Genomic DNA, 25332 nt, shown 5'->3' with positions numbered 1-25332 from the left:
TGCCGTACTTTTTTAGAGCGGTTGCTATAATTAACGACTCATTTAATACAATTGGTATAAAATGTAAAAAACTAGCTAGTTTTAAAACTCAAAACAATTGAGCTATATAACATTATTTACGTATACACAGACGATCCCGACCTGCGTTTTTGGCTTCGTATAAAGCATCGTCTGCTCTATCAAATGCCTTTAATAATGTGTCACCTTGTTTAAACTGAGTTGCGCCAAGTGACACTGTAATTTCTATTTGCTTATCTTTAAACTTAAACGGGATCTTTTTTATATTATTTTTAAGCTTTTCGAGTTGGGGAATGGCATGCTCCAAAGAAGTACCTGGCATTAATAGTACAAATTCTTCGCCGCCATAACGCGCTATAAAGTCAGTTTTTTCTATCGACTTTTGCAAGGCTTTAGCAATAACTTGTAGCGTAATATCTCCAGCAGTATGACCAAACCTGTCGTTTATTGACTTAAAATAATCTACGTCAATTACCACCAGAGTAACATCGGATGCTTGCACATTAAATAAGTGCATTTCGTGGTTATACCGCTCATCAAACGCAGCTCGGTTTGGCAGTTTAGTTAGGCTATCGAACAGGCTTTTAAAACGTTGATCGTTAAGACGCTTTTTATACTTTGTGAGTTTTTTTTCTAGGCTGCCAATACGATTATTTATTTCATCAAAGCTGGTTATAAGTACTTTGCGATCTTTGCGTTCAAGTTCTTCTTTGGCAATAAAATCTTCACCGAGGGATTTTAATTCATGATCAACCAATTTTCTTAACGATGAAATTGAAGTGGTACTCTTAGTTTGTTCATTAAGATTATTAATTTTAGTTTTTATACGCTTATTTAATGCGTCAAACTCAATTCCCATAGATTCGGAATGTTTACTGGTCGAAAAAATCGAATGGTGTAACTCTTCTAAGGTTTTATTTAAAGACACTAAAAAGCTTTGCGCTGATTGGCGCTCGTTATTAATGTTTTTTACAATAATATTAATAATTTCAATCGCGGCAGCGAGTAAGTCATCTACTGTATTACTTTGTAAAATAGTGGTTCTTATCGATTTAATTTGCTCAGCTGCTTCATCTTCAAGTACCAGCTGGTGGGCAAGTTCTAACAACTTTTTAGCAATTGCTGGAGTATCGGTATGTTGTTCTGCGGGTATTGCATTAAATTTAGTGTGCAACGCTTGGTTATAAATAGTAATTAATTGATTTAATAGCGGTATAAAACCATGGGTTGACTGAACGGCATCAAGTTCATTATCTAACAAGTTACGCAGTGTTCTGCGTGTGTTGTCAGGTAAACCATTGGTTTTTTGTAATTGTTTACCTGCATTTTTTACACTTGTGCGTAAATCGCGTTGATGAGCGAGTTGAATGGCTTCTTGGTTTTTTAAAAGTACTAAAATATCATTAATTAACGGCGATAAGTGCTCAAAGCTAACTCCTTTATTAAGTGCGCTTCTAAATTTGGCTAGGCGATTATCTAATTCAATATCAAGACCCTTACAGCTTAAAGATAATTTAGCTGCAAAATTTGACAGAGTGTCTACTTGAGTTTTCCTTGCGCTCTCAATTACTATTCGTTGTTCAATAGCTTGTTTGAGTTTTTTGTCCATAGGATTAGATTTATCAGGCACCTAAACATACCGCCATTGTGTTAATTAGTATCAGTTAAGTTTACAACAAATTTATATTAAGTGTAGTTATCTCATTAAAAACTTTGTATTTTTAATGAGATATTGCCAATAAACGTATCTAAAAGTCTATTTATCGCTTTTAATTCACTTTTAAATAGCGCCTTGTTAGTCTTCTTTACACACTAAGTTATCTTTATGAGCCATTATGAAAAAGCTATTAGCGCTGTCTATTTTAGCCGCATGTTCAGCCCCTACGTTTGCTGATGTAAATTATTCATTAAACATTTCTCAGCCACAGCACCACTTAGGTAATGTTACGGTAGAGTTTCCCAAAACGGCACAAGCGCATTTAGACATTAAATTACCTGCATGGCGCACTGGGCGTTACGAAATATTAAATTTAGCCAATGGGGTGCGTTACTTTGATGCAAAAGACAGTACGGGTAACCCCCTAAAGTGGGAAAAAATTGATCACAGCACCTGGCGTGTACATTTAAATAAACCAACTAAAGTTAACTTAGCATATCAAGTATACGCAAATGAGCTTGGCAAACGTGCGCGCCATATTGATGACAGCCATGCATTTATTGATGCATCAGGCTTTTTTATGTTTAGTGACTCATTTCGCCAAGAACCCGTTACGGTTAATTTAGAGGTGCCTAAACAGTGGCGCTCTGTTTCTGGAATGAAAAATAACAAAGGTAAAAATACATTTAAGGCGGCAGATTATGACGTACTTGTAGACTCACCAATCGAGACAGGTATTAACCAATTACACACCTTTAAAGTTGATGGCCGTGAATACGATTTAGTTATATGGGGCGATGGTAATTATGATGTAGAGCTCATGCTAACTGATCTAAAAAAATTAGTGGCTACTGGTAATGTAATTTGGGATGGCTACCCGTATGAACGTTATGTATTTATGGTGCATGCAACATCGGGAGCGGGTGGTGCTACTGAACATTTAAATTCGACTATTATTCAGCGCCCGCGAGACCGATTTGCGAAGCGCGAAGATTACTTAGCCTTTATAAGCACTGCGGCACATGAATTTATTCATACTTGGAACGTTAAAGCATACCGCCCAGCGGGCCTTACACCTTACGATTACACCAATATGAATTACTCTAAATTACTTTGGATAGCAGAGGGCTCAACCAGCTATTTTGAAGATCATTTATTAGTGCGTTCAGGCATTCAAAGCACTGATGAGTTTTTTAACCTACTGAGTAAAACAATTAATCGTCATCTACAAACACCTGGTCGCGAAGTACAAAGCGCCAGCGAAACCAGCTTTGATAAGTGGATAAACCAAGGCGGGGACCACGCGCGTAATTACTCTACTAACATTTATTCAGAAGGCTCATTGTTATCTCTTGCTTTAGATATTGATTTACTAGAAAAAAGCCAAGGTAAAATAAGTTATCGCGATGTACACAAGGCACTTTATAAGCAACATAAATTACCTGCAGGTTTTACTTCTTTAGATGTACTCAATATTTTAAAAGACCTAACCGGGCGTGATTACAACACTTGGTGGCAAACTAATGTCGACTCGCCAGCTTCACTAAATTTTGACGAGTTACTCAATAAAGTAGGTTTAACATTTGAGCGTCCAGAAAAAGCGAAAGCCTTAGCGAGTATAAATGCTGTGGCAAAAAATACCGGCCAACTCCTTACGCTTTCGCATGTTAAACGCGGTGGCAGTGCATGGCAGGCAGGCTTAACAACAGATGATAAAATTGTTGCTATTAATAAGCATCACGTTGGTAAGGATTTAACCAGCAGCCTAGAAATGTATAAAGTAGGGGATAAAATTACAATTGATTATATTCGCCGCGATGCACTTGCTAGCACCAGTTTAGTTTTATCAGAAGATTTTGATAAACCTAAAAAGGTGATTGCTAATAAGCAAGCATCGAGTGAACAAAAGGCGTTGTTTAAAGCATGGATAGGTGTTGAGCATCCTAATAACGCTAAAAAAGATTAACATTAATGAGTTAAAAACTAATAACTAAAAGGAGCAACGGCTCCTTTTTATTTTTACACTCTTATATTGCCGCATTACCTAAAAGCATTTATTCGCTCCTTTAAGTGTTAATTTAATTATTTCGTTCTATTATTAACATTAAGTATTGTTTAGTAATTAATCAGAATGAAATCTAAAAATAATATACATACTTTAGCTCACCAATATGTTGTTAATGACCCATTACATCAATTATTTGATGCTGTGAATGCTATTTCTGTACAGGGGTATGATGAACAACGCCGTGTTATTTATTGGAATAAAGGCAGCGAAGTACTCTATGGCTATACAAAAAGTGAAGCAACAGGTAAGAAAATTGAAGACTTAATTATACCAAGTGATTTACAAGAGATAGTGATTGCTGCCCATACTCATTGGATCACAAAAGGAATAGAAATTCCTGCAGCAGAGCTAACTCTTCGTGATAAAAATAATAATGATGTTTCGGTGTTTTCAAGCCATGTAATGTTTATAAATCAATATGGCATTAAACAAATGTATTGTATTGATATTGATTTAACCGATGTTAAACAGGCGCAAGAACAGGCTATGTTTAGAGAGAAAATGTTGGAAACAATATTTGAGGCTATTCCTGATCTATTTTTTGTAATGCAAGAAGATGGCAAAATCCTTGATTATCAAGCCAGCAGCAGTAGTAGCAGTAATCTTTATGCTTTACCTCAGCAATTTATTGGTAGCAGTATGTTTGATTTATTACCAGACGATGTTAGCAGTAAGTTTAGAAAAAATATTTCCCAAGCCTTAAGCCAAAAACAAATGGTGAGCTTTCAATATCAACTAACTATGTCGCAGGGAGCTGTGTACTTTGAGGCAAGAATTAACCATGTTTCGCAATACCAGCAAGTTATGGTTATTATTAGAGATATCACTGAGCAGCACGATGCAGAAGAGCTGATCCGTAAACAAGCTTATTATGATAATTTAACCTCTTTACCAAACCGTTTCTTAGCACTTGACCGACTATCGCATATGCTTTTTGAAGCACAAAGAAACAAGGGACATGTGGCTGTACTTTTTATTGATTTAGATAACTTTAAAAAAGTAAATGACTCGTTTGGGTATGAACTAGGTGACAAGCTACTGATAAAATCAGCTGCAAGATTACAGCAAGTCATCCGCAAAGAAGACACCATAGGACGTTTAGGAGGAGATGAGTTTATTGTATTGTTACGGGGGATAAATTGTCATTATAACGCAATAGATATTACAGAAAAGCTACTGAAAAATTTTACCTCGCCATTTAAAATTGAAGGGAGAGAACTTGTACTCACTATGAGTATTGGGGTTGCTATGTACCCCGAAAATGGCGATACAGCGTCTGATCTTTTACGCAATGCAGATACGGCAATGTATCAAGCAAAAGCATTAGGCCGAAATACTTACTCTTTTTTCACTCCACAAATGAACGTAGTAATTCAGCGTCGACTCGCGATAGAGGAGCAGATGCACGGTGCGTTGCAGCGTAATGAATTTGAATTACATTATCAACCGCAGTTAGATGTTAAAAATAAACATGTTACTGGCGCGGAAGCTTTGCTACGTTGGTATAACCCAGTGCTGGGGAATATACCGCCCGATGAATTTATTCCAATAGCCGAGCATAATGGGTTGATTATCTCCATTGGGAAGTTTGTTATTAAGCAAGCCTTACAACTTTTAAAAAAATGGCAAAATCAGTGCCTTAATAAAGGACAACACCATAAATATACTATGGCTGTTAATTTATCCCCAAGTCAATTTAGAGACACAGCCCTACTTAGTTTTATAAAAGACACTCTTAGCGAGCTAGATGTAAAGGCTAAATATTTAGAGTTAGAAATTACCGAAGGGGTGTTAATGAATGCTAAATTGAATATAAACGACACTTTGCAAGAAATAACTAAATTGGGCATAAAGCTATCAATGGATGACTTTGGTACTGGGTATTCATCATTAAGCTATTTAAGGCAGTACCCATTTAATGTTTTAAAAATAGATCGCATGTTTATTAATGGCATTACATCCAAAAAAGAAGACTGTAATTTAGTCAAAGCAACTATAGCCATGTCGCATAGCTTAGGGTTAACCGTGGTTGCAGAGGGAGTGGAAACGAAAGAGCAGCTTGTTTTACTTGGTGAGTTAAATTGTGATTTTGTTCAAGGTTACTATTTTAGTAAGCCATTACCTGAGGAGTTGTTATTGGATTTTTCACCAAGGTTTTTATAAATAATCACATATTATATAAAGTAGTTATAAGTAAATACAAAATATAGCTGCCACAGTTTGCTATTAACGCTATATATGAGGGTTTATAGGGCACATTGTAACAATTTATTACCACGGTATTGACCTGCATAATACTTCACGAGTAACCTGTTATAGAAACAATAAAAAGGACTCTATAATGCGTTTAACACCTCTTGTCGCTACAATAGCATCAACTTTAGCAATTACACTCTCAAGCACTGCAATTGCAGATGAAGGCATGTGGCAACCACATCAGCTTCCAGAATTAGAATCAATATTAAAAGCCAAAGGGCTTGAAATAGATGCTAAATCTATTTCAAAATTAACCGAATTCCCGATGAATGCGGTAATTAGCCTAGGTGGTTGTACGGCATCATTTGTATCGCCAAAAGGTTTGGTGGTAACAAACCATCACTGTGCTTATGGCTCTATTCAATACAACTCAACAACCGATAATAATATTTTAGAAAATGGCTTTTTAGCTAAAACTCCAGCGCAAGATTTACCCGCAGCTCCTGGCTCTCGTGTTTATGTTACTAAAACCGTAACTAACGTTACCGACAAAGTAATTAAAGACACTCAACAGTTAAGTGCTAAAGCACGCTACGATGCCCTTGAAAAAAATGAAAAAGCACTGGTGGCTCAGTGTGAAGCCGATGAGAGCTATCGTTGTAATGTGTATTCGTTTCATGGTGGCTTAGAGTATTACCTCATTAAGTCGCTAGAAATAAAAGATGTACGCTTAGCATACGCTCCCGCTATGGGCGTAGGTAAATATGGCGGTGATATAGACAACTGGATGTGGCCGCGCCATACCGGCGACTTTGGTTTTTACCGTGCGTATGTAGGAAAAGATGGTAAACCAGCACAGTACAGCGAAGATAACGTACCTTATGAACCCGATTCTTACTTAAGTGTAAGTGCTAAAGGTGTGCAAGAGGGCGACTTTGTAATGGTAACAGGCTATCCAGGGCGTACTAACCGTTACCGTATTGCTGCAGAAGTAGATAACGTATTTAACGACAGCTATCCTAAAGCGCGTGAACATAATTCAAAATACGTAGCACTTATTGAAGAAAACGCAGAGGACGGCAGTAAAGCGCGTATAGCTTACGAAAGCACTATTGCAGGTTACAATAATTACATTAAAAACTATGGCTCAATGATAGAAAGCTTTAAAAAAGGCACTATGTTTCAGCGTAAAAAGCAGTTTGAACAAGAGCTAACGGCATGGATTAATAGTGATAAAACACGCAAGCAGCAATATGGCGATGTTTTAAATGAGCTATCGGCATTAGTAGCGCAATCGCAACTGCATAGCGAGCGCGATCGTATGTTAGGTTATGTACACAGATCACAAATGATCAGTACCGCTCGCAGCTTATACCGTTTAGCGTATGAGCAACAAAAGCCAAATGCAGAGCGAGAGTCTGGATACCAAGAGCGTGACTTACCGCGCATTAAAGCTGGGCTTGAGCGTATGACGCGTCGCTTTGATGCCAATGTAGATAAAGCTATTTTACTGCACTTTTTAGAGCTTTATGCCGCACTTCCGAAAGAAGAGCGCTTTAGCGAGGTTGATAAGGCATTTAAACTACAAAATGGTTTTGATAAAGCGAAACAAAGTGCATTGCTTGAGCAAATGTATACTAAATCAACACTTGATAACGAAGTTGTACGCAATTCATTGTTTGAGCAATCGTTTAGCCAGCTAAACCAAAGCCAAGACCCATTTATGCAATACGCTAAAGCGATATTTGCAGTAATGAAAACTGAAGAAGATAAATCAAAAGCACTTGCAGGCAAGTTACAAGCTGCTCGCCCACAATTAATGAGCGCTATTATTGCCTTTAATAAAGCACAAAATAAGGCCGTATATGCAGATGCAAACAGCACATTACGAGTAACTTACGGCACGGTAGGTGGCTACTCACCTCAAGATGGCTTGGTAGCAACACCCTTTACATCGCTTGAAGGGTTACTAGCTAAAAATACCAATGTAGCGCCATTTAATGCACCTAAAAAGCTACAACAGCAAATTAAAGCGAAACTTTACGGTGATTACACCGGCGGCATGAACACAGTACCTGTTAACTTTTTATCAAACGTAGATACAACCGGCGGTAACTCAGGCTCGCCAACACTCAATGGTAAAGCCGAGCTGGTGGGTTTATTGTTTGATGGCGTATATGAAAGCATCATTGGCGATTGGGATTATAACCCAGAACTAAACCGCTCAATTCACGTAGATTCTCGTTACATGCTATGGGTAATGGACAAGGTAGATAATGCCCAAAATTTATTAGATGAAATGAAAATAGTAAAATAAGTTAAGCGTAAAAATAAAGCCGAACCTTTATTTTAGCTGAACTTTATAGCAAATAATAAAATGCCACTTGTTATTAACAGGTGGCATTTTTATATTAAAGAATGAGAAAGGAGATTAAATTGTGAGCTATAATTTAAGCACAACACTTTTTATACTTTTTACCACTACCGCATAAACAAGGAGAGTTACGCTCAGGGACTTTATCGAATACTTGCGGTGTAGACTTAACCAGCGCGAATTCAAGCTCTCTTATATCTTCATCATTTTGAGTATTAAGCTCTACTGTAGCAAATAACTTATGTTCTTTTACTATTGCTTCTACTTCTAACTCGCGCTGTGGTGAGTTAACCACTAACGATAATGGATGAAGCTCGCTGCCCACTTTTTCATTGCGTTTAGGACTAAAACCGTTACTGTTATTTTTACCCATTATATCGGGCTTACCCATAAAGAAAAATTTAGACATTATACTTATATAACCGTTCTACATTATTTAGACGGCGTATCCTAACAGCTTAGGCATAATATAACTAAGATGTACGCACTATTAGCCAATTTAAATAGTGAAGTTAAAAGTTGCGTCAATAAGCATAACGACCTTTCAAGCAATCAATATTAAACAAAACACTTAAATTTCAAGTGAGCATATCCATGGAAAGCTTAGAAATTGGATTATTAATATCGGCAAGTATTATTATACTTATTGGTTATTTGCGCATTATTACAGATGAAAAAGGTAAAATAAATTTAAATAATTATAGGCTAACCAGGGGAATATTATTGGTGTGCAAAGGGATATATACAGGCACGTGCGACCTGATTGCAGGTGAGACATCAAAAAATATGAATCTGCATGTATTATTTATTTAGGCGTAATACTCTTTATTATTGGTTTTAGTTTACAGCTAAACTAGTTATAGCTTTAAAAGTTAACAGTGGTTGTTTTTAAAGGTTAAAAATTTCAATTGTCATTAGTATATTTCAAGTGCACTTAGTAGCATATAAGTGCTAATTTAACGCTAAGTAAATTAATAACAGGGAATATACTAATGAAACTAGAATCTTTAGCGCTGCATCATGGCTACGAATCAGAATCAACCACAAAGTCTGCAGCAGTGCCAATTTATAATACGTCATCTTATACGTTTGATAACACCCAGCATGGTGCTGATTTATTTGATTTAAAAGTACCTGGTAATATTTACACCCGTATTATGAACCCAACTAACGCAGTATTAGAGCAGCGTATCGCCGCTATGGAAGGGGGCGTAGGCGCACTAGCTGTAGCCTCTGGCATGGCAGCAATTACTTACGCAATTCAATGTTTATGTGAAGTTGGCACTAACATTGTCAGTACTAGCCAAGTATATGGTGGCACTTACAACTTATTTGCGCATTCATTACCACGCCAAGGTATTGAAGCACGGATGATCAAAGCAGATGACTTTGAGGCCTTTGAAAGCGCGATAGATGATAATACTCGAGCGGTATTTTGTGAATCAATTGGCAACCCTGCAGGTAACATTGTTGATATTGCTCGATTAGCTAAAATAGCACACAGTAAGGGTGTGCCCCTTATTGTTGATAACACAGTAGCAACGCCGTACTTATGCCGCCCATTCGAGCTGGGTGCCGATATAGTGGTGCATTCATTAACTAAATACATAAATGGGCACGGTACTGCCATTGGCGGCATGATTGTTGACTCAGGTAAATTTGATTGGAAAGCAAATGCTACGCGTTTTGCCATGATGAACGAGCCCGATCCGTCTTATCATAATGTTGTTTATACCGAAGCCTTTGCAGAAGCTGCGTTTATTGGCCGTTGTAGAGTGGTCCCCCTTAGAAATACCGGTGCGGCACTTGCACCAAAAAATGCATCAGACATTCTAATTGGCCTTGAAACCTTAGGTTTGCGAATGGAACGTCACTGCGAAAATGCACAAAAGGTGGCTGAGTATTTACAAAAGCACCCTAAAGTTTCATGGGTTAACTATGCAGGCTTAGCGTCAAGTCCATACAACGCAATGTGTAAAAAAACAACTAATGGTAAAGCATCGGGTATATTAAGCTTTGGTATTGTAGGTGGCTTGGAAGCCGGCACTCGTTTTATCGACGCACTCAATATGATACTGCGTTTGGTAAACATCGGCGATGCCAAGTCGCTAGCGTGTCATCCTGCATCAACCACGCATCGTCAGCTTAATGATGAAGAACTCGCTAATGCAGGTGTGAGCCGTGATTTAGTGCGTTTATCGATTGGTATTGAAAATATCGACGATATTATTGCAGATGTAAGTCAAGCGCTCGGTAAAGCGTAAGCTATTTATAAGTAATAACATCGTTTAAAATGCCTCTATACACTGAGGCATTTGTATTTATTGACTCATTGAAAAGCATATAATTAAGTATCTAACTTGATAAGTAAACGGTCTAAGCAAGCCAGGATAGTATAAATAATTATCAATAAGGTTATATTTATCTAGCAAAATAGCTTAAAAGTGGCTAACCGCAATTATAATTGTTATGTTACGTGTAACATAATAAATTAATTACCTGTGATGAAAAAAAATAAACGCTCTTCACTTCAAAATATAGCGGATGCAGTTGGGGTCACTAAAATGACGGTAAGTCGTTATTTACGTAACCCAGAGAAAGTATCAGCAACAACTCAAATCAAAATTAAAGCAGCCATAGATTCACTTGGTTATATTGCTAATAAAGCCCCAGATTTATTATCTAATGCCAAAAGCTACTCTATAGGTGTGCTTGTCCCATCGTTAACTAATCAAGTGTTTTCGCAAGTTATTCGCGGAATTGAAGATATTACTGAGCCTGCTGGGTATCAAACAATGCTCGCGCATTATGGCTATAGCCCCGAAATTGAAGAAAAGAGAGTTGAATATTTATTATCATATCATGTAGATGGGCTAATTTTATCGGAAACAACGCATACCGACAGAACCCGAAAAATGATTGCTATGGCGGGTATTCCTGTGGTTGAAATAATGGATATTCATCACACTCCAATACACCAAGCGGTTGGCTTTGATAATGCTAAAGCTGCTTTTGAGATGACCAATGCGCTTTTAGATAAAGGCTACCGGAATATTGTTTACCTTGGTGCAAGGTTAGATATGCGCACACAATTGAAGTTTCAAGGCTATAGCGACGCAATGTTACTAAGGGGGTTTACTCCTAAAAGTGTGATGACAAATGAAGCTTCGTCGTTTAGTTTGGGCGCTAAATTATTGCAAAAAACACGTACAGAACATCCAGATACTGACTGTATATTTTGTACTAATGATGATTTGGCTATTGGTGCTATTTTTGAGTGTCAAAGAAATAATATTTCTGTTCCTCAGCATATGGGGGTTGCAGGCTTTCATGGCCATGATATTGGTCAATCTATGGTGCCTCAGCTAGCCAGTGTGATCACGCCGCGTTATCAGATTGGTAACCTTGCAGGGGCTAAATTACTCAGTCGTATTAGTTCAACAACAGATATTGAAACACCCGATGAGCAAATATGTGATACCGGTTATGTGATTCATTTAGGCGAAAGTGTTTGATTAACTATGTCACTCATAAAGCAAGAAAATATTAAACCTAGAATATTGAGTTGTAAGTGAAATATGGTGCTTGCCTCCATCAAACAGTAAAAGCTATAACACTCGAAGTAAACACCGATGCTGCTATTTAAGCACAGCATCGGACATATTTAGGGTTTTATGAATAAAAATAATTTATAAAAAGAGGGAAATAATCATAGCTACAATAGCACCCGTTGTACCAATGATGGTCTCCATCACCGTCCATGTTTTCAGCGTTTGCATTTCAGTAAGGCCAAGGTAGCGATTAGCTAACCAAAAGCCAGAGTCATTTACATGCGATAAAACGATTGAGCCTCCACCAATGGCGATAGTAACCGCAGCAAGCTGAGCGCCATCTAGTCCAAGCGGCTCTAACATAGGTATAATTAAACCGCATGCTGTAAGCATAGCAACAGTTGCAGAGCCTTGAATTACGCGTACTGCGGCTGCTAATATAAAAGCTAGCATAACAATCGGTAAGCCAGATCCCGCAAGCATATTACCAAGCGCTGCCCCTACACCCGAATCAACCAATACTTGTTTAAATACTCCCCCAGCGCCTGTTACCAAAATGATAACGCCAGCAGGTTGTAAGGCACTACTGCAAATTTCCATAATACGATCTTGTGGTACACCGCGTTTTACACCCAGTAAATAAAATGCCATTAAGCAAGCTGCAAGAATTGCAGTAAATGGGTGGCCGATAAACTCTAACCAATGATGTAAGTTAGATTGTTGCTCAACAAAACGAGAGCCAATCGTATTTAAGGCAATCATTAATAATGGCAGTGCAATTAAACCTAGAGCTAAGCCAAAACTAGGCTCGCCCTCACCGTCTCTAGTATTATCATTGTTTTGGGCGTGTTCAGGTAGTTCAACATGAATTGACTTAGCAATTAGCGATCCCCAAAGAGGGCCGCCAATGATCATAGCTGGAATAGCAGCAAGCAAACCAAATAAAATCATATAACCGTAATCGGCACCAAGTTGAGATGCCACTAAAATAGGGCCTGGCGCAGGGATAAGAAATGCCTGACAAGCAGCAATACCAGCAAGCAGTGCAATCCCTATTTTAATAACACTACCACCGCCTTTACGTACCACAGCAAATGCAATACCAATTAAAAGCACCACAGCAACATCAAAAAATAGTGGTAAAGCACATATAAAACCAGTAAAGGTGAGCGCCCAGTTAGCGTTTTTCTCGCCAAAACGATGTAATAAGGTATGAGCAATACGGTCAAGCGCTCCAGTCTCTTCCATTACTTTGCCAAACATGGCACCTAATGCAACCACAACAGCAACAAAGCCTAAAGTGCCGCCCATTCCTTTTTGGATAGTTTCTGCGATCATTTGTGGGCTCATTCCAGAGAATAGCCCGGCTATCATCGAAACTAAAATTAAAGCGACAACCGCGTGTAGCCTTACTTTCATGACTAAAAAAAGTAACAGTAGAATAGAACCTACCGCGGTTAGTATTAAAGATAAATCTGACATATATTTCCTACTTAAATCCAACTCAAATTAGGATAGTTAACTTGTGTTTAATTTCATATTATATTAAGTTACGCGTAACATGTTACCAGTAACTTAATATAAAAATTCATTCAAAGCTAATGAATTTTTAAAAAATAGAGTGAGATTAGCTAAATGAGCCAAATAAACGCGGGTCGAATATTTATTATTATGGGTGTATCAAGCACCGGAAAGTCGAGTATTGGTTATGCGCTTGCGAAAAAAATGGACGCTAAATTTATTGATGGCGATGATTTACATCCCAAAGCAAATATTTTAAAAATGTCATCAGGACAACCGCTTAATGATGATGATAGGGTGCCGTGGTTAGAAAGAATTCGTGACGCTGCGTTTAGTATTGAGCAGAAAAATGAAGTGGCCGTTATTGTTTGTTCAGCCTTAAAGAAAAAATACCGAGAGCAAATATGCGAAGGAAATGTGAATATTACTTTTTTACATTTACAGGGAAATTTTGAATTAGTTAAGCAGCGAATGCAAGATAGAAGAGGGCACTTTATGCCTACTGAGCTATTAAAAAGTCAATTCGAGACATTGGAAATCCCCCAAGCAGATGAGTTAAATGTAATTAGTATCGACATTAATAAATCATTTAAGCAGGTTGTAAGCGCTTGTTTTCAAGCTACGCAAACCGATATAAATTTAGCTAGCGGGTAACCTATAAGGTATAAATACAAAAATAATGAGTAATAAAGTAGATGCCATTTATTTCAAACGTTCAATAACAGGCTAAATTTAACAACAGTTAGTTTTAGTCTATTATTGAAGTTAAAGTTTTATAACCCAGATGTTTAGCTTACCTATTAAAACCCCAGCTATTCATTGCTTAATCGGCTCGTGGGGTTGCTAAAATCACCTTTTTTTCATCTTCAGATAAAATAATCCACTCAAAAATTTCATCGTTGGTACGTCCGCAGCCAGTACATAGGCCACTGCGTCGCTGGCAAACTCCAATACAATCGGTTTTAAGTTTAGTCTTGCTAGTTTTTGTTTGAAAACCCATAAAACCCTATAAAAAATTATTGTTTAGTAGCTACTGATTTGCCAATTTCTAATGAGGTAGACCACGATTTTAAACTAGATAACGTTTTACCGGTGTAGATTGAAATAACAGGGGTGTTTTCATCAAGTACGAAAGTAGTACGAATCGAGTTTTTTGACTCTTTTTGGCTTTCATGCCAATTGCTTTCAAGCAAACATTGGCGAGTAAAAGCCACTGCTTTTTGATGATCTGTTACAGCAGCTACTTGCTCTTTGTAACTATTTTGACAGCGGTAAATAACATTATCATGATCAAATGCAGTAATTTGGCATTGCTTACCCACTAAATGATAGTTAGTACTCCAGCTATCCATAAATTTTGTAGTTACTTTGGTTGTTTTTAGCGATTCAAAACGGGTATCGTATGCACCAAGTAAGGTTTGAATTTTATTACATGGTGTAAGTTGATCTATGGCGGCTGTTTGCTCAGTAACAACGCTAGAACAACCTGAAATTACCAAGCCAGTAAATACGACAGAGGCTAACTTCTTCATTCAATATTATCCTTTTAATTAATGAATTTAGTGCGCTATGTGCTAAAGCACACTAAATAATTTAAGCGTGCTTTTATAAAAGTTGTTGGTATTAAAGTTACAACTTACTTGTGGCGACCTATTAAGCATTTAACTACGTCTTCAAGGGCTAAGCCTTGGCGTTGTAATAACACTGTAAGGTGATAAATTAAATCAGCAGACTCGTTTGTTAGCTCATCGTTATCGTGTTTCATTGCAGCAAGGGCAACTTCTACGCCTTCCTCGCCTACTTTTTGACAACTACGGCTTAAATCTTCTGCAAACAAAGACGCTGTATAACTTTTAGCTGGGTCGTCGTTTTTACGCGCTACAATAACATCTTCAAGTTGCGCTAAAAAGCTTAGGCTTGGTTTTGCATCATCGCCAAAACAGCTTTGTGTGCCTAAGTGGCACGTTGGGCCTTCTGGGTTGGCAAGTACTAAAATAGAATCGTTATCACAATCGGTATGCACTGACACAACATTTAAATAGTTTTGAGATGACTCGCCTTTGGTCCATAAACGCTCTTTTGAGCGCGAGTAAAAGGTTACTTTTTCAGTTTTTAATGTCACGTTAAGTGCTTCGCTGTTCATGAAGCCTTGCATTAAAATAATACCAGAGCGTGCATCTTGAATAATAGCAGGGATCATTTCACTTTTAGTGAAATCAACTTGAGTTTGGTTGTCGAGTGTTAATATCATAATCTTGCGGCCACTTGGTTATTAGTTAAAAATTGTTTTAGTTCACCAATGTTAATCACATTTTTATGAAAAACACTGGCTGCAAGTGCGCCATCAACTTCACTTTGTTTAAACACATCTACAAAATCTTGCATAGATCCAGCACCGCCTGAGGCGATAAGAGGAATATTACACAGTTCGCGTATTTTACTTAATTGCTCAATATCATAACCGTTACGTACGCCGTCTTGGTTCATACAGTTTAATACTATTTCGCCAGCACCAAGATCTTGTACACGTTTAACCCATTCTTGCGTTTTATAGCGGGTACGGCTTGACGCATTAGGATCGCCAGTAAGTTGGTACACTAAGTATTCACCGGTCACTTCATCGTAAAAGCTATCTATACCGACCACTACGCATTGCTTACCAAATTCATCGTGCAGCTCTTTTATTAGCTCAGGGCGGGCAATAGCAGGGCTGTTAATGCTGATTTTGTCTGCGCCGCGTTCAAGTACGCGAGCTGCATCGGCAACCGACTTAATACCGCCTGCCACGCAAAAAGGAATATCAATATGGCGGGCAATACTCTCTACCCAATTTACATCGAGTAAGCGTTTTTCAACACTGGCACTAATTTCGTAAAAAACCAGTTCGTCTGCACCGGCTTCGCTGTAAGCTTTTGCCATAGTTAAAATATCACCAACTACTTCATGGCCTTTAAACTTTACGCCTTTGACTACTTGGCCGTCTTTAACGTCGAGACATGGAATTATACGTTTTGATAACATGGGAAAGTCTCGCAGGTAGTGTGTTTATTTTTGAAAGTCATAGCTACTATTCTTTTCGTTAATATTTTGCATGAATAACAACAACATCAAAAACATTATTGTCGGCAAAAGTGATCTTAATAATTACCTACAGTATATATATATCTAAGCGTTATTTATAGGCGAAATATCTTATAGTTAATTACTTTTAAAGCTATTCAGAGGATTGTATAAATAACAAAAAGTGCGTGTTTACGGATGCTAATTACGTGCTGTATTAATGCGTTAACCTATAATGAACGGCTCTAAGCAGCCGCTAACTTAGCGCTTTTTAGGATATACATAGTGAAGCTGTAGGAATATTTGAGTTTTTCAGTTCAGTTCATTTAAGTTATGTATTGTTAAAATTAAATGCTCAACTTAAATTGACTTGTGGTTGGCTGTTATTAGCATGGTCATGCTTTTTACTTTTATGTTCATACATTCTTTTATCCGCTTTGTTAAGCAACTCATCTAAGTTTGCTGCTTCGTCGGGATATAACGCATAGCCAATGCTCACTGTAATTAAGAGTTCGTTATCTTGCAACACAATAGGTAACTCAATAGCGTTTAAGTATCTGGTTATTTGTTTTTCTATTTGGTTGACGTTTTCAATATCGGTGCTTATAACAACGAACTCATCCCCGCCAATACGCGCGATACAGTCTGTTTTACGGGTAATATCCTTTAAACGATCGGCTATTACGGTTAATACAAAATCGCCAACTATATGGCCGTGAGTATCGTTTATTGGCTTAAGTTTATCTAAGTCAAAATATAAACAAGCTACTTTACTGTTCTCTTGTTTAGCTTTTCTAAACTCACATTCAGCAAACTTTGTTAGGGTGTTGCGGTTTGCAAGCCCGGTTAAATAATCGGTTTGAGCTAGTTTGAGTACTTTGTTTTCAGCGATAATACGCTTTGAAATATCAGAATTAATACCGACTATGCTATCACCATATACTCGGCCATCGGCGTTTATATAACGTATTGTTCCACAGGGCAGTATAATTTTAAATTCAGCATGAAACTTTTCATTGTTTGCTATTGCCTTGGTCAGGCTATTTGTAACACTATCATAATCATCAGGATGAATTGTTTGTGACCACTGAGCATAGTTACTAGAAAAAGTACTCTTTTTAATGCCATAAAGTGTGTGCATCCAGTCATCCCAAATAAGCACATCGGTTTTAAAGTTCCATTCCCATATGCCAATATTAGCCGCATCTGCGGCTAATGCCATTCGATGATGCAAATTATCTAGCTCAATTCTAGCTTCTCTGAGCTCAGTAATATCTTCAGCAATACCAAGTAAAAACTTAGCCTTACCTATACTATCTTTTATAATCACCTTGTGAGTACGTAAATAACGAGTTGTTCCATTTATGGTTACGGGTTCTTCGTTAATTGTTAGCGAATTGTTGGAGTTCAATACTTTGCGATCAGCTTTTACAAAAAACTTTGCTTGCTCTGCTGGGAATATATCAAAGTCATTTAGTCCAATAAGCTGTTCTTGTGATTTACCAAGTAATTTTTCAGCGGCTTTATTTACATGACTATAATTTAGGCTCTTAGTTTCTTTAATAAATAAAATGTTAGGTAGGGTATCAAATATAGTTTGTGTAAAGGCTTCTTGGTTTTGAATATCGGTTAAATCTTTAATAGTAGCGACTAAAGGGGCGTTAGATAACTCGCTTATAGGGTTGATTGCGATTGTTATGGGAAAAACTTGCCCACACTTATTGCACCCCTGTAATAATTGGCTTTTTCCAAAACTGGGTTGATCTTCATTAAATGAATGATAAAACTTTGCATGCTTTTTTGGCAGCAATATAGCAATGTTTTTGCCAATTAACGCTTGTTGCTCAAAACCAAATACTTTTGCAGTTACAGGGTTGGCAAATTCGATAATGCCTTGTCGATCAAAACATATCACTACGTCTTGCACTGTATTAAGTACTGCTTTTAACTTTGCCGATAACAAGCTTCTGGCGCGTAATTCCATACTGCCTACTAAAAATAAGCTCAATACTAGCACTACAAATATAATCACTTGGGCAAGTTGTGCACTGTTGTCATTTGCAAGGTAGGTTGTATGGCTAGATTCAAATACATACATAGAGAGCATACCAATATAATGCATACCCGAAATAGCACTGCCCATTACCAGCGCTGCTAAGAAGTTAACCCGCTTTTGTTTATTTTGCGTTGTTTGGCGTAATTCATCTATTTTTAAAGCTAAACCCGAAAGTGCTACGGCAACAAATACAGAGAACGTAAACAGAATGGGCTCATAAGCCATATGCGCTGGCATTATCATTGCTATCATACCTACGTAATGCATACTGCAAATACCTAAGCCCATAAGTATACTTCTAAACCATAAGTGTTTAAAACGCTCTAAATTAGGGGATATAACAAAATAACTAGCAAATATACTGGGTAAAATTGAAACTAGTGTTATAGGTATATTGTATCTTACAGGAATAGGGAGTTGGTAGGCTAACATGCCAACAAAATGCATTGCCCAAATACCTGCACCTAAAAAGCATGATGACAGTAGGGTCCAAAAAAGCTTTTCGTTTTTAAGTTGCGCGCCTTTAATACGAGCAGAAAGTAAAAATGAAATATAAGATGCAAATACCGCTGTAAATACAGATGCTAAAACAAGTATGGGGTCATATTTGGCTGTGATCACCGCTGCTTTGAGCATTTCTGGCGTTACAAAATGTAGCGTTAAATGATTAGTCAATGCGGTCCCTCACCTTAATTATAAGCTCTAAGGGCCTATTTATGAATAACTTAAGTATAGTATACAAATATAGTGTTGACCATTAAATGCTTAACTGAAAAATATTACTTTGGGTTATTTTAGTACCGTTAGTATGAGGGTTTTTAGAGGTTTTATAACGGGGAAATAGGGTTAAGCAAGTTGGTTATGTTAAGTAAGTTGCGATATAAAATGAGTTTGTTGGATTAACTATGGAGTTAGCTTTAACGTATTGATAATAAAAGTATGAAGTAACATTGTTTTAATACTTCAGAGGTAAGCACTTTTTAAGTGCATCAGTACTTACAGCGCGTGGGCCATGGCGCTAATAGCGGGGCTGTTGTTAACGCTCGCCATAGAAGAGATATTAATTATGCTGCCATAATCGCTATTTTTCATGTGAGGAGCCACTAATTGACAAAGTCGGCACATGGTAAACACATTCATATCAAATACGCGTTTAAATTGGCTACTTTAATGTCGCAAGGGTTTTATTTACCTGTACCATCGCCGCCAACAGTGTTAACAAGTACGCTGATGGGCACTTTATTAAAGTTATGAAGCTAGTTATTTATCAACAGCATAGAGCGATATTTTATGTTGTGGGTTGGGTATAAAAAAGCATGCGGCCAGATAATATTTTACATTAGCTGGCCGTATATTTTATTTACTTTGCAATATTTAGTTTATTACCTTAGGCATTAACTGGCGTACGTTCATCCTTTTTAACGCCCATAAAAATAGCGTAAAGCACAGGTATAACAATTAAGGTTAGTAATGTGGCAAAGAGTAGGCCAAATACTAATACAACCGCCATTGATTGGAAAAACGCATCAAAATAAAGCGGTATTACCCCAAGTACTGTTGTTAGTGTTCCCATCATTACTGGTCTTACTCGGCTATTAGCCGAATCGACAATGGCATCATAACGTGGTTTACCTTGCTTAATTTCCATATCCATTTGATCAACCAATACAATGGCATTTTTAATGAGTAGACCAGATAAAGAGAGCAATCCTAATATCCCCATAAACTCAAGTGGGGTTTGAGTTGTTACTAAGCCAAATACCACGCCTATAAGAGCCAGCGGTACCACAAGCCAAATAATAATAGGTTGTTTTAAAGCATTGAATAACACCACTACAATTAGCACCATAGCTAAAAGGCCAAGTGGTAGTGTTGATGCAAGCATTTCATTTGACTCTTTTGATTGCCCATACTCACCATCCCATTCCAATGTGTAACCGGCAGGTAAGTCAATCGCTTCTATTTGTGGCCTTACTCGATTAAATAATTCAGATGCAAGCTGCCCAGGAAGTGGATCGGCTTGAGCCTTAATTGTCCACATTCTATCTTCGCGCTTTAAAATACCATCACGCCATACGGTTTTAAATCCATTAGTAACTTGCTCTAATGGGATTGTTTTACCTGTGATTTGGCTAGGAATTTGAATGTTGCCTATATCATTAACATTCGAGCGCTCTTTTAGGGGAGCTCTAACAATAATAGGAATTAACTCTTCACCTTCTCTATATTGGCCAACCGTTTTACCAGAAAAGTTTTGTTGTAACGCTTCAGCAATTGCTTTGCGTGTTACACCTGCACGCTGGGCATTAATTGGCGAGTATTGCGGTTCAATAACCCTAACTTGCTGGCGCCAAGTATCTTTAATTGAGAGTGCACCGCCGTCATCAATCATGATTGCTTTCGCTTTATCGGCTAATTCACGAATTACTGCGGGTTCTGGCCCTTTAAATGTAGCCTCAATTTTAGAACCACCTCCGGGTCCCATTACAAAACGCCATACTTTGCCCTGCGCTTCTGGGAAGGTGTCATCTATATACGCTTGTACTTTAGGGATCATAGTATCAAGCACTTTATAGTCATCTACTTTAGCTAATATTTGGCCATAAGAACTGTTTGGTGATTCTGCTCCATAAATAAGCATAAATCGTAAACCGCCCCCACCAATTAAGGTTTGTACGCCCTCAATACTCTCTTGTTGTTGAATAAAGGATTCAAGCTTGATCATATCTTTTTTGGTTTTTTCGATATCAGTTCCTTGCGGTAACCAAAAATCTACTACCATTTGTGGTGTTGTAGAGGCTGGGAAAAACCCAGATTTTACAAACTGAAATCCCCACATTGATGCACTAAAAGTAAATATCACTACAGCAACTGTTAACCAGCGATGATTAAGCGAGCTAACAACAATGGATTGATAAGCCGCCATAATCATATTAGGCTTAGCTGTTGTAGAGGTGTCTTTATCTTGTTCTTTAAACAAGCAAAAACAAAATAGTGGCGTTAGGGTAATTGCAAATAACCAACTGTAAAGTAAAGAAATTAAAATAACCCAAAATAAATGCCCAGTAAATTCGGCAGTATCACCCGGTGCTAAACCTATAGGTGCAAAGGCCACAATACCTACCAAAGTGCCGCCTAATAAAGGCCACCTTGTTTGCTTTACAACTTCAGATGCTATTTCTAGCTTTTTGCGCCCTTGTTTAGTACCCACCAGTATTCCCTCGGTGACAACAATGGCATTATCAACCATCATCCCTAAAGCAATAATTAATGCCCCAAGTGAAATTCGGTGCATGGGTATGCCGCTAAAGTCCATGGTTGCTAGCGTGGCAAAAATAGTCAGTAGTAATACTGCGCCAATAACAAGCCCAGAGCGCAGCCCCATAAATACAAGTAAAGTAACAACAACAATAATTAATGCCACAATTACATTTACTACAAAGTTATCTACCGATGCCTGAACAACCTTACCTTGATGATAATATTCATGCACTGTTATACCAATGGGTCTCACGTTTTCAGCTTGTTTAACGCGCTCATCTACGCGCTCAAACACTTTAACAACGTTAGTACCAAGCACACTGGCAACCCCTAAAGAAATTGCCGGTTGCCCGTTGTAACGTACAAGTTTAGTTGCTGGGCTTTGAAAACCACGATATACATTAGCAATATCTTTTAAATATATAGCTTTACCGTCATTGGTGGCGCTCACTAATAGATTTTGTATTGTTTCAATAGAATTAATAGAGCCGGTTGGATCTATAAAAATACGTTGATCACCAATTTGCGTATTACCGGCACTTATTACTGTATTTTGCTTATCTAAAATTGAATAAATATTACTGATTGAGCTACCTAAAGTGGCCAAATCTTCACGGGCTATTTCAACAAAAATACCTTCTTGTTTAACACCGGTCATGGCTACTTTAGCAACGCCTTTAACTTGTAAAATATCACTTTGCAGGTTTTTAGCGTAAGCATGCAGCTCATCAGGAGAGTAACCCTCGGCTGTAATTAAATAGCTCAAACCATATACATCGCCAAAATCGTCAAATATTTGTGGCGTACCTGTACCTGGTGGAAGGGAAGGGCGAGCATCATTAATTTTATTTCTTAGTTTGGTCCATATTATCTGTAGCTCAGACTTTGTCGGCGAAAACTCCGATTTAATCTCAACTTTGATCTCAGACATACCCGATGAAGAGGTAGACGATATGGTATCAATTTCCTGCAATTCTTGAATAGCACGCTCTAAAGGCTCAGTTACTTCTCGGGCTACCTCTAAAGGGCTCGCACCAGAGTAAGGAACAAACACTTGTGCGGTACGAATTATAAACTCAGGGTCTTCAAATCGTGCCATGTTTTTATATGAAGAGAAGCCAAAGCCTAACGTCAGTATAATAATTATGGTACTAATGAGTTTGTTATTAATAGTCCACTTTGCTAAATCCATTACTCAAGCTCCTATGACTTAGTCCAAGCGCGTACTTTCATACCATCGGTTACATAATTTGCACCGGCACCAACAATTACATCGCCGGCTTTTATACCACTGGTAACAACTAGTTCTTCACCAATACCGTTTACTAAGGTGACAACCGTTTTACTCACGATCATAGATTCACTTACTGTCCATACATAGTGCTGGCCATTTTCTTCAAAAATAGCAAATGTAGGCAGAGTAATTTCATTTGTAGTCGACTTATTATCAAATTCGATACGTAAACTGGCATTCATGCCGGGTAAAATATTTAGGTTTTGCGGTACAGCAAATGAAAACCTAACTTCATAAGTTTGGCTAGACGTATCAGCTTCTAAATTAGCGCGACGAAATGTAGCAGGAATAGGAGTATTAGCAGCTGATTCTAAAAGTACAAAGGCACGGCTGTCTGTACGCGAGTCAACGGTGGCAACAATAGAAGATGGAATATTAACAACCACTTCCATTTCGCCTTTACCAAATAAAGTAACTATATGCTGGCCTGCATTTACATTCTCAAGCGCCTCTACTGGTACAGCGGCTACAATTGCATCATAAGGGGCAACTAAAGTACTGTCTGTCAGTGCTTTTTTTGCTGAGTCATAGCGAGATTGAGCAACTTCTTTTTTCGATTTTAGCTGCTCTATATCTCTAGCCGAAATTACGCCATCTTTAGAGAGTTTAATTCCGCGATTAAAGTCATTATTAGCTGTTTCATACTGTATTTTTGTAGAGTTTACTTCGTTAACAAAGTTACGTTTTTCTAACGATGCCAGTTCGTCACCTTTTAATACAGATTGCGCTGCAATAACATTGAGTTTGTCTATTTTGCCGCCAACTTGAAATGCCAACTTTGCGCTTTTTATCGCATCGACAGTAGCAGGATAAGTAAGAATGTTTGATTGCGCAGTATCTTTAATGGTAATTAATTTAACAGGCTTTGGGGCCTTTTCAATTTTTGTATCTACCTCAGGCTCAGAGCAGCCCGACAGTAGTACTGCTAATGCAATGCTTAGCGTATATCGATTTTTTACTACGTGTTTTATATTCATATTTTATGCCTTTTATAAAAATCAGGTACGCTTAAACTATATAAACCGGTAAACCTACAACAAACTGTGTAACTATTAATAAGCTTGATAACCTTATTACTTATAAGGAGTATCACCATTGCTTTTATTAACTTTCCCAACGACTTATGAATAATTATACCAAATCGATTGAGTGTAATTCTGTATTGTTATGCTGTTATTAGAAGTAAACGCTATAAAGCCAAATACTGCAATTATAATTGTTATTATAATGTTAATTTAATATTTGCTTTATAAAGAGTGTACTTTAGCGCATATTTTAAGAATAACATTGTAAATTCAATACGTTAATATATCTGTGCGTTAATGTTTTTGTTTGTGCGATTGTGTAACTCAGTGATACAGGTAAGTATATTATGTTGCAAAATTGCGAGCTTGAAAGAGCTTAATATATTACTAGGGCTACTTTAAGTACTGTATGAGGCTAGGTTAAGGGCTTTACCTGAGGTGTTGCTTAATAATTAAGTTAATGAATAAAAGCACAGTATAGGTACTGTGCTTTTTTGTATATATATTAGATTCTTAGCGTGTTACTGCTAGTGCTTCTTCCACACTAAAGGCGCCATCGAGCAGTGATTTACCTAAAATAATACCGCCAATACCCAACTCTTTGAGCTTTTTAATGTCATCAAGTGAGCTTACGCCACCAGATGCTTGTACTTTAATAGTTGAGTTATGCTTAATTAAATCCTCGTACAGCGCGAACGATGGGCCGGTCATGGTGCCATCCTTACTGATGTCCGTACATAAAAAATCGATAACACCTAAGTTAGCATAAAAATCTACTAGCTCAAGTAAACCAAACTCAGATTCAGTTAGCCAACCATGGGTTGCCGGAGCCCAGCCAGTGGATGTTTTATTTACATCAAGGGCAATAACAAAGTGCTCTGCGCCAAACTGCTCAATCCAGGCTTTAACTTGTTCGCGTTTTTCAACCGCCATTGAGCCAATAACCACTTGGTTTGCGCCGGCTTTTAGCCAATCACTTACATCTTGCTCACAGCGAATGCCACCGCCAACTTGATACGGCACATTAAGTGCTTTTGTAGCCGCTTGAATGTGTTGCCACTGTTTTTTACTTGGATCGCGGGCACCTTCTAAATCAACTAAGTGAAGTTTACCTGCGCCGCTGTCGGCGTATTCTTTTAAACGCGCGCCTAACTCGAATGGGTAAAACTGTACAGTCTCGTATTTGCCTTGGTATAAGCGCACAATTTGATTTTGTAATACGTCTAATGCTGGAATAATCACAGTGTGTCT

The 25332-nt window shown here is 37.8% G+C and carries 19 protein-coding genes; 7 read left to right on the top strand and 12 right to left on the bottom strand.

From position 1 onward, the window contains the following. Positions 1 to 112 precede the first annotated feature (112 nt). Positions 113 to 1627, bottom strand: coding sequence for a GGDEF domain-containing protein (locus RB215_RS15865; RefSeq protein WP_309217469.1), 1515 nt, complete (start codon positions 1625 to 1627; stop codon positions 113 to 115). 226 nt (positions 1628 to 1853) lie between these two features. On the opposite strand from RB215_RS15865, the gene RB215_RS15860 reads away from it, so the two are divergent. The 3 genes from RB215_RS15860 (at position 1854) to RB215_RS15850 (ending at position 8256) form a co-directional block, all read left to right on the top strand. Further along, the gene (locus RB215_RS15860; protein WP_309217421.1) at positions 1854 to 3641 is read left to right on the top strand and encodes a M61 family peptidase; all 1788 of its coding nucleotides are present in this window, start codon (positions 1854 to 1856) and stop codon (positions 3639 to 3641) included. A gap of 165 nt (positions 3642 to 3806) precedes the next feature. Then, positions 3807 to 5906, top strand: a complete 2100-nt coding sequence (locus RB215_RS15855; protein WP_011330096.1) for a bifunctional diguanylate cyclase/phosphodiesterase — start codon at positions 3807 to 3809, stop codon at positions 5904 to 5906. 178 nt (positions 5907 to 6084) lie between these two features. After that, positions 6085 to 8256: a S46 family peptidase gene (locus tag RB215_RS15850; protein ID WP_309217420.1), complete on the top strand. Its 2172-nt coding sequence runs from the start codon at positions 6085 to 6087 to the stop codon at positions 8254 to 8256. 133 nt (positions 8257 to 8389) lie between these two features. On the opposite strand, the gene RB215_RS15845 is transcribed toward RB215_RS15850, so the two are convergent. Further along, entirely contained in the window at positions 8390 to 8722 is a 333-nt protein-coding gene (locus RB215_RS15845; protein ID WP_309217419.1) for a PBPRA1643 family SWIM/SEC-C metal-binding motif protein, read from the bottom strand. A 185-nt stretch (positions 8723 to 8907) separates the two neighbouring features. On the opposite strand from RB215_RS15845, the gene RB215_RS15840 reads away from it, so the two are divergent. From RB215_RS15840 to gntR, 3 genes are all read left to right on the top strand, one after another. Continuing rightward, positions 8908 to 9126: a MetJ regulator of methionine regulon gene (locus RB215_RS15840; RefSeq protein ID WP_309217418.1), complete on the top strand. Its 219-nt coding sequence runs from the start codon at positions 8908 to 8910 to the stop codon at positions 9124 to 9126. Between the two features lie 179 nt (positions 9127 to 9305). After that, positions 9306 to 10577 carry an O-acetylhomoserine aminocarboxypropyltransferase/cysteine synthase family protein gene (locus RB215_RS15835; RefSeq protein WP_011330101.1) on the top strand — a complete coding sequence of 424 codons (1272 nt, stop codon included), beginning with the start codon at positions 9306 to 9308 and terminating at the stop codon, positions 10575 to 10577. A 240-nt stretch (positions 10578 to 10817) separates the two neighbouring features. Further along, on the top strand, positions 10818 to 11828 hold the full coding sequence (gene gntR, locus RB215_RS15830) for a gluconate operon transcriptional repressor GntR (RefSeq protein ID WP_197183020.1): 1011 nt from the start codon (positions 10818 to 10820) through the stop codon (positions 11826 to 11828). Positions 11829 to 12002: 174 nt separating this feature from the next. On the opposite strand, the gene gntU is transcribed toward gntR, so the two are convergent. After that, positions 12003 to 13346, bottom strand: coding sequence for a gluconate transporter (gene gntU / locus RB215_RS15825; protein WP_309217416.1), 1344 nt, complete (start codon positions 13344 to 13346; stop codon positions 12003 to 12005). A 162-nt stretch (positions 13347 to 13508) separates the two neighbouring features. Here gntU and RB215_RS15820 point away from each other — a divergent pair, with 162 nt between their 5' ends. Beyond that, positions 13509 to 14039: a gluconokinase gene (locus RB215_RS15820; RefSeq protein ID WP_309217468.1), complete on the top strand. Its 531-nt coding sequence runs from the start codon at positions 13509 to 13511 to the stop codon at positions 14037 to 14039. A 169-nt stretch (positions 14040 to 14208) separates the two neighbouring features. Here RB215_RS15820 and RB215_RS15815 read toward each other — a convergent pair whose 3' ends face one another. The 9 genes from RB215_RS15815 to RB215_RS15775 form a co-directional block, all read right to left on the bottom strand. Continuing rightward, the gene (locus RB215_RS15815) at positions 14209 to 14385 is read right to left on the bottom strand and encodes a DUF1289 domain-containing protein (RefSeq protein ID WP_065813981.1); all 177 of its coding nucleotides are present in this window, start codon (positions 14383 to 14385) and stop codon (positions 14209 to 14211) included. A 16-nt stretch (positions 14386 to 14401) separates the two neighbouring features. Further along, positions 14402 to 14917 (bottom strand): hypothetical protein, encoded by a 516-nt coding sequence (locus tag RB215_RS15810; protein WP_306288260.1) that lies wholly within the window; start codon positions 14915 to 14917, stop codon positions 14402 to 14404. Positions 14918 to 15021: 104 nt separating this feature from the next. After that, positions 15022 to 15636, bottom strand: a complete 615-nt coding sequence (gene hisIE / locus RB215_RS15805) for a bifunctional phosphoribosyl-AMP cyclohydrolase/phosphoribosyl-ATP diphosphatase HisIE (protein WP_086997536.1) — start codon at positions 15634 to 15636, stop codon at positions 15022 to 15024. Then, positions 15633 to 16406: an imidazole glycerol phosphate synthase subunit HisF gene (gene hisF, locus RB215_RS15800; RefSeq protein ID WP_011330107.1), complete on the bottom strand. Its 774-nt coding sequence runs from the start codon at positions 16404 to 16406 to the stop codon at positions 15633 to 15635. Before hisF ends, hisIE begins: the two co-directional genes overlap by 4 nt. Before the next feature lie 394 nt (positions 16407 to 16800). Then, a complete protein-coding gene (locus tag RB215_RS15795; protein WP_309217415.1) occupies positions 16801 to 19176 on the bottom strand; it encodes a diguanylate cyclase domain-containing protein in 2376 nt (791 codons plus the stop codon). Between the two features lie 321 nt (positions 19177 to 19497). Next, positions 19498 to 19626 carry an SDR family NAD(P)-dependent oxidoreductase gene (locus RB215_RS15790; RefSeq protein WP_309217467.1) on the bottom strand — a complete coding sequence of 43 codons (129 nt, stop codon included), beginning with the start codon at positions 19624 to 19626 and terminating at the stop codon, positions 19498 to 19500. 262 nt (positions 19627 to 19888) lie between these two features. Further along, positions 19889 to 22954 carry an efflux RND transporter permease subunit gene (locus RB215_RS15785; protein WP_309217414.1) on the bottom strand — a complete coding sequence of 1022 codons (3066 nt, stop codon included), beginning with the start codon at positions 22952 to 22954 and terminating at the stop codon, positions 19889 to 19891. A gap of 11 nt (positions 22955 to 22965) precedes the next feature. Further along, positions 22966 to 24033 (bottom strand): efflux RND transporter periplasmic adaptor subunit, encoded by a 1068-nt coding sequence (locus tag RB215_RS15780; RefSeq protein ID WP_309217413.1) that lies wholly within the window; start codon positions 24031 to 24033, stop codon positions 22966 to 22968. Positions 24034 to 24594: 561 nt separating this feature from the next. Then, entirely contained in the window at positions 24595 to 25323 is a 729-nt protein-coding gene (locus RB215_RS15775) for a 1-(5-phosphoribosyl)-5-[(5-phosphoribosylamino)methylideneamino] imidazole-4-carboxamide isomerase (protein WP_192531741.1), read from the bottom strand. Positions 25324 to 25332: the final 9 nt, after the last annotated feature.

The organism is Pseudoalteromonas sp. HL-AS2, assembly GCF_031198805.1.
Taxonomy (GTDB): Bacteria; Pseudomonadota; Gammaproteobacteria; order Enterobacterales; family Alteromonadaceae; genus Pseudoalteromonas; species Pseudoalteromonas nigrifaciens.
This window is presented reverse-complemented; position numbering and strand designations above follow the sequence as displayed.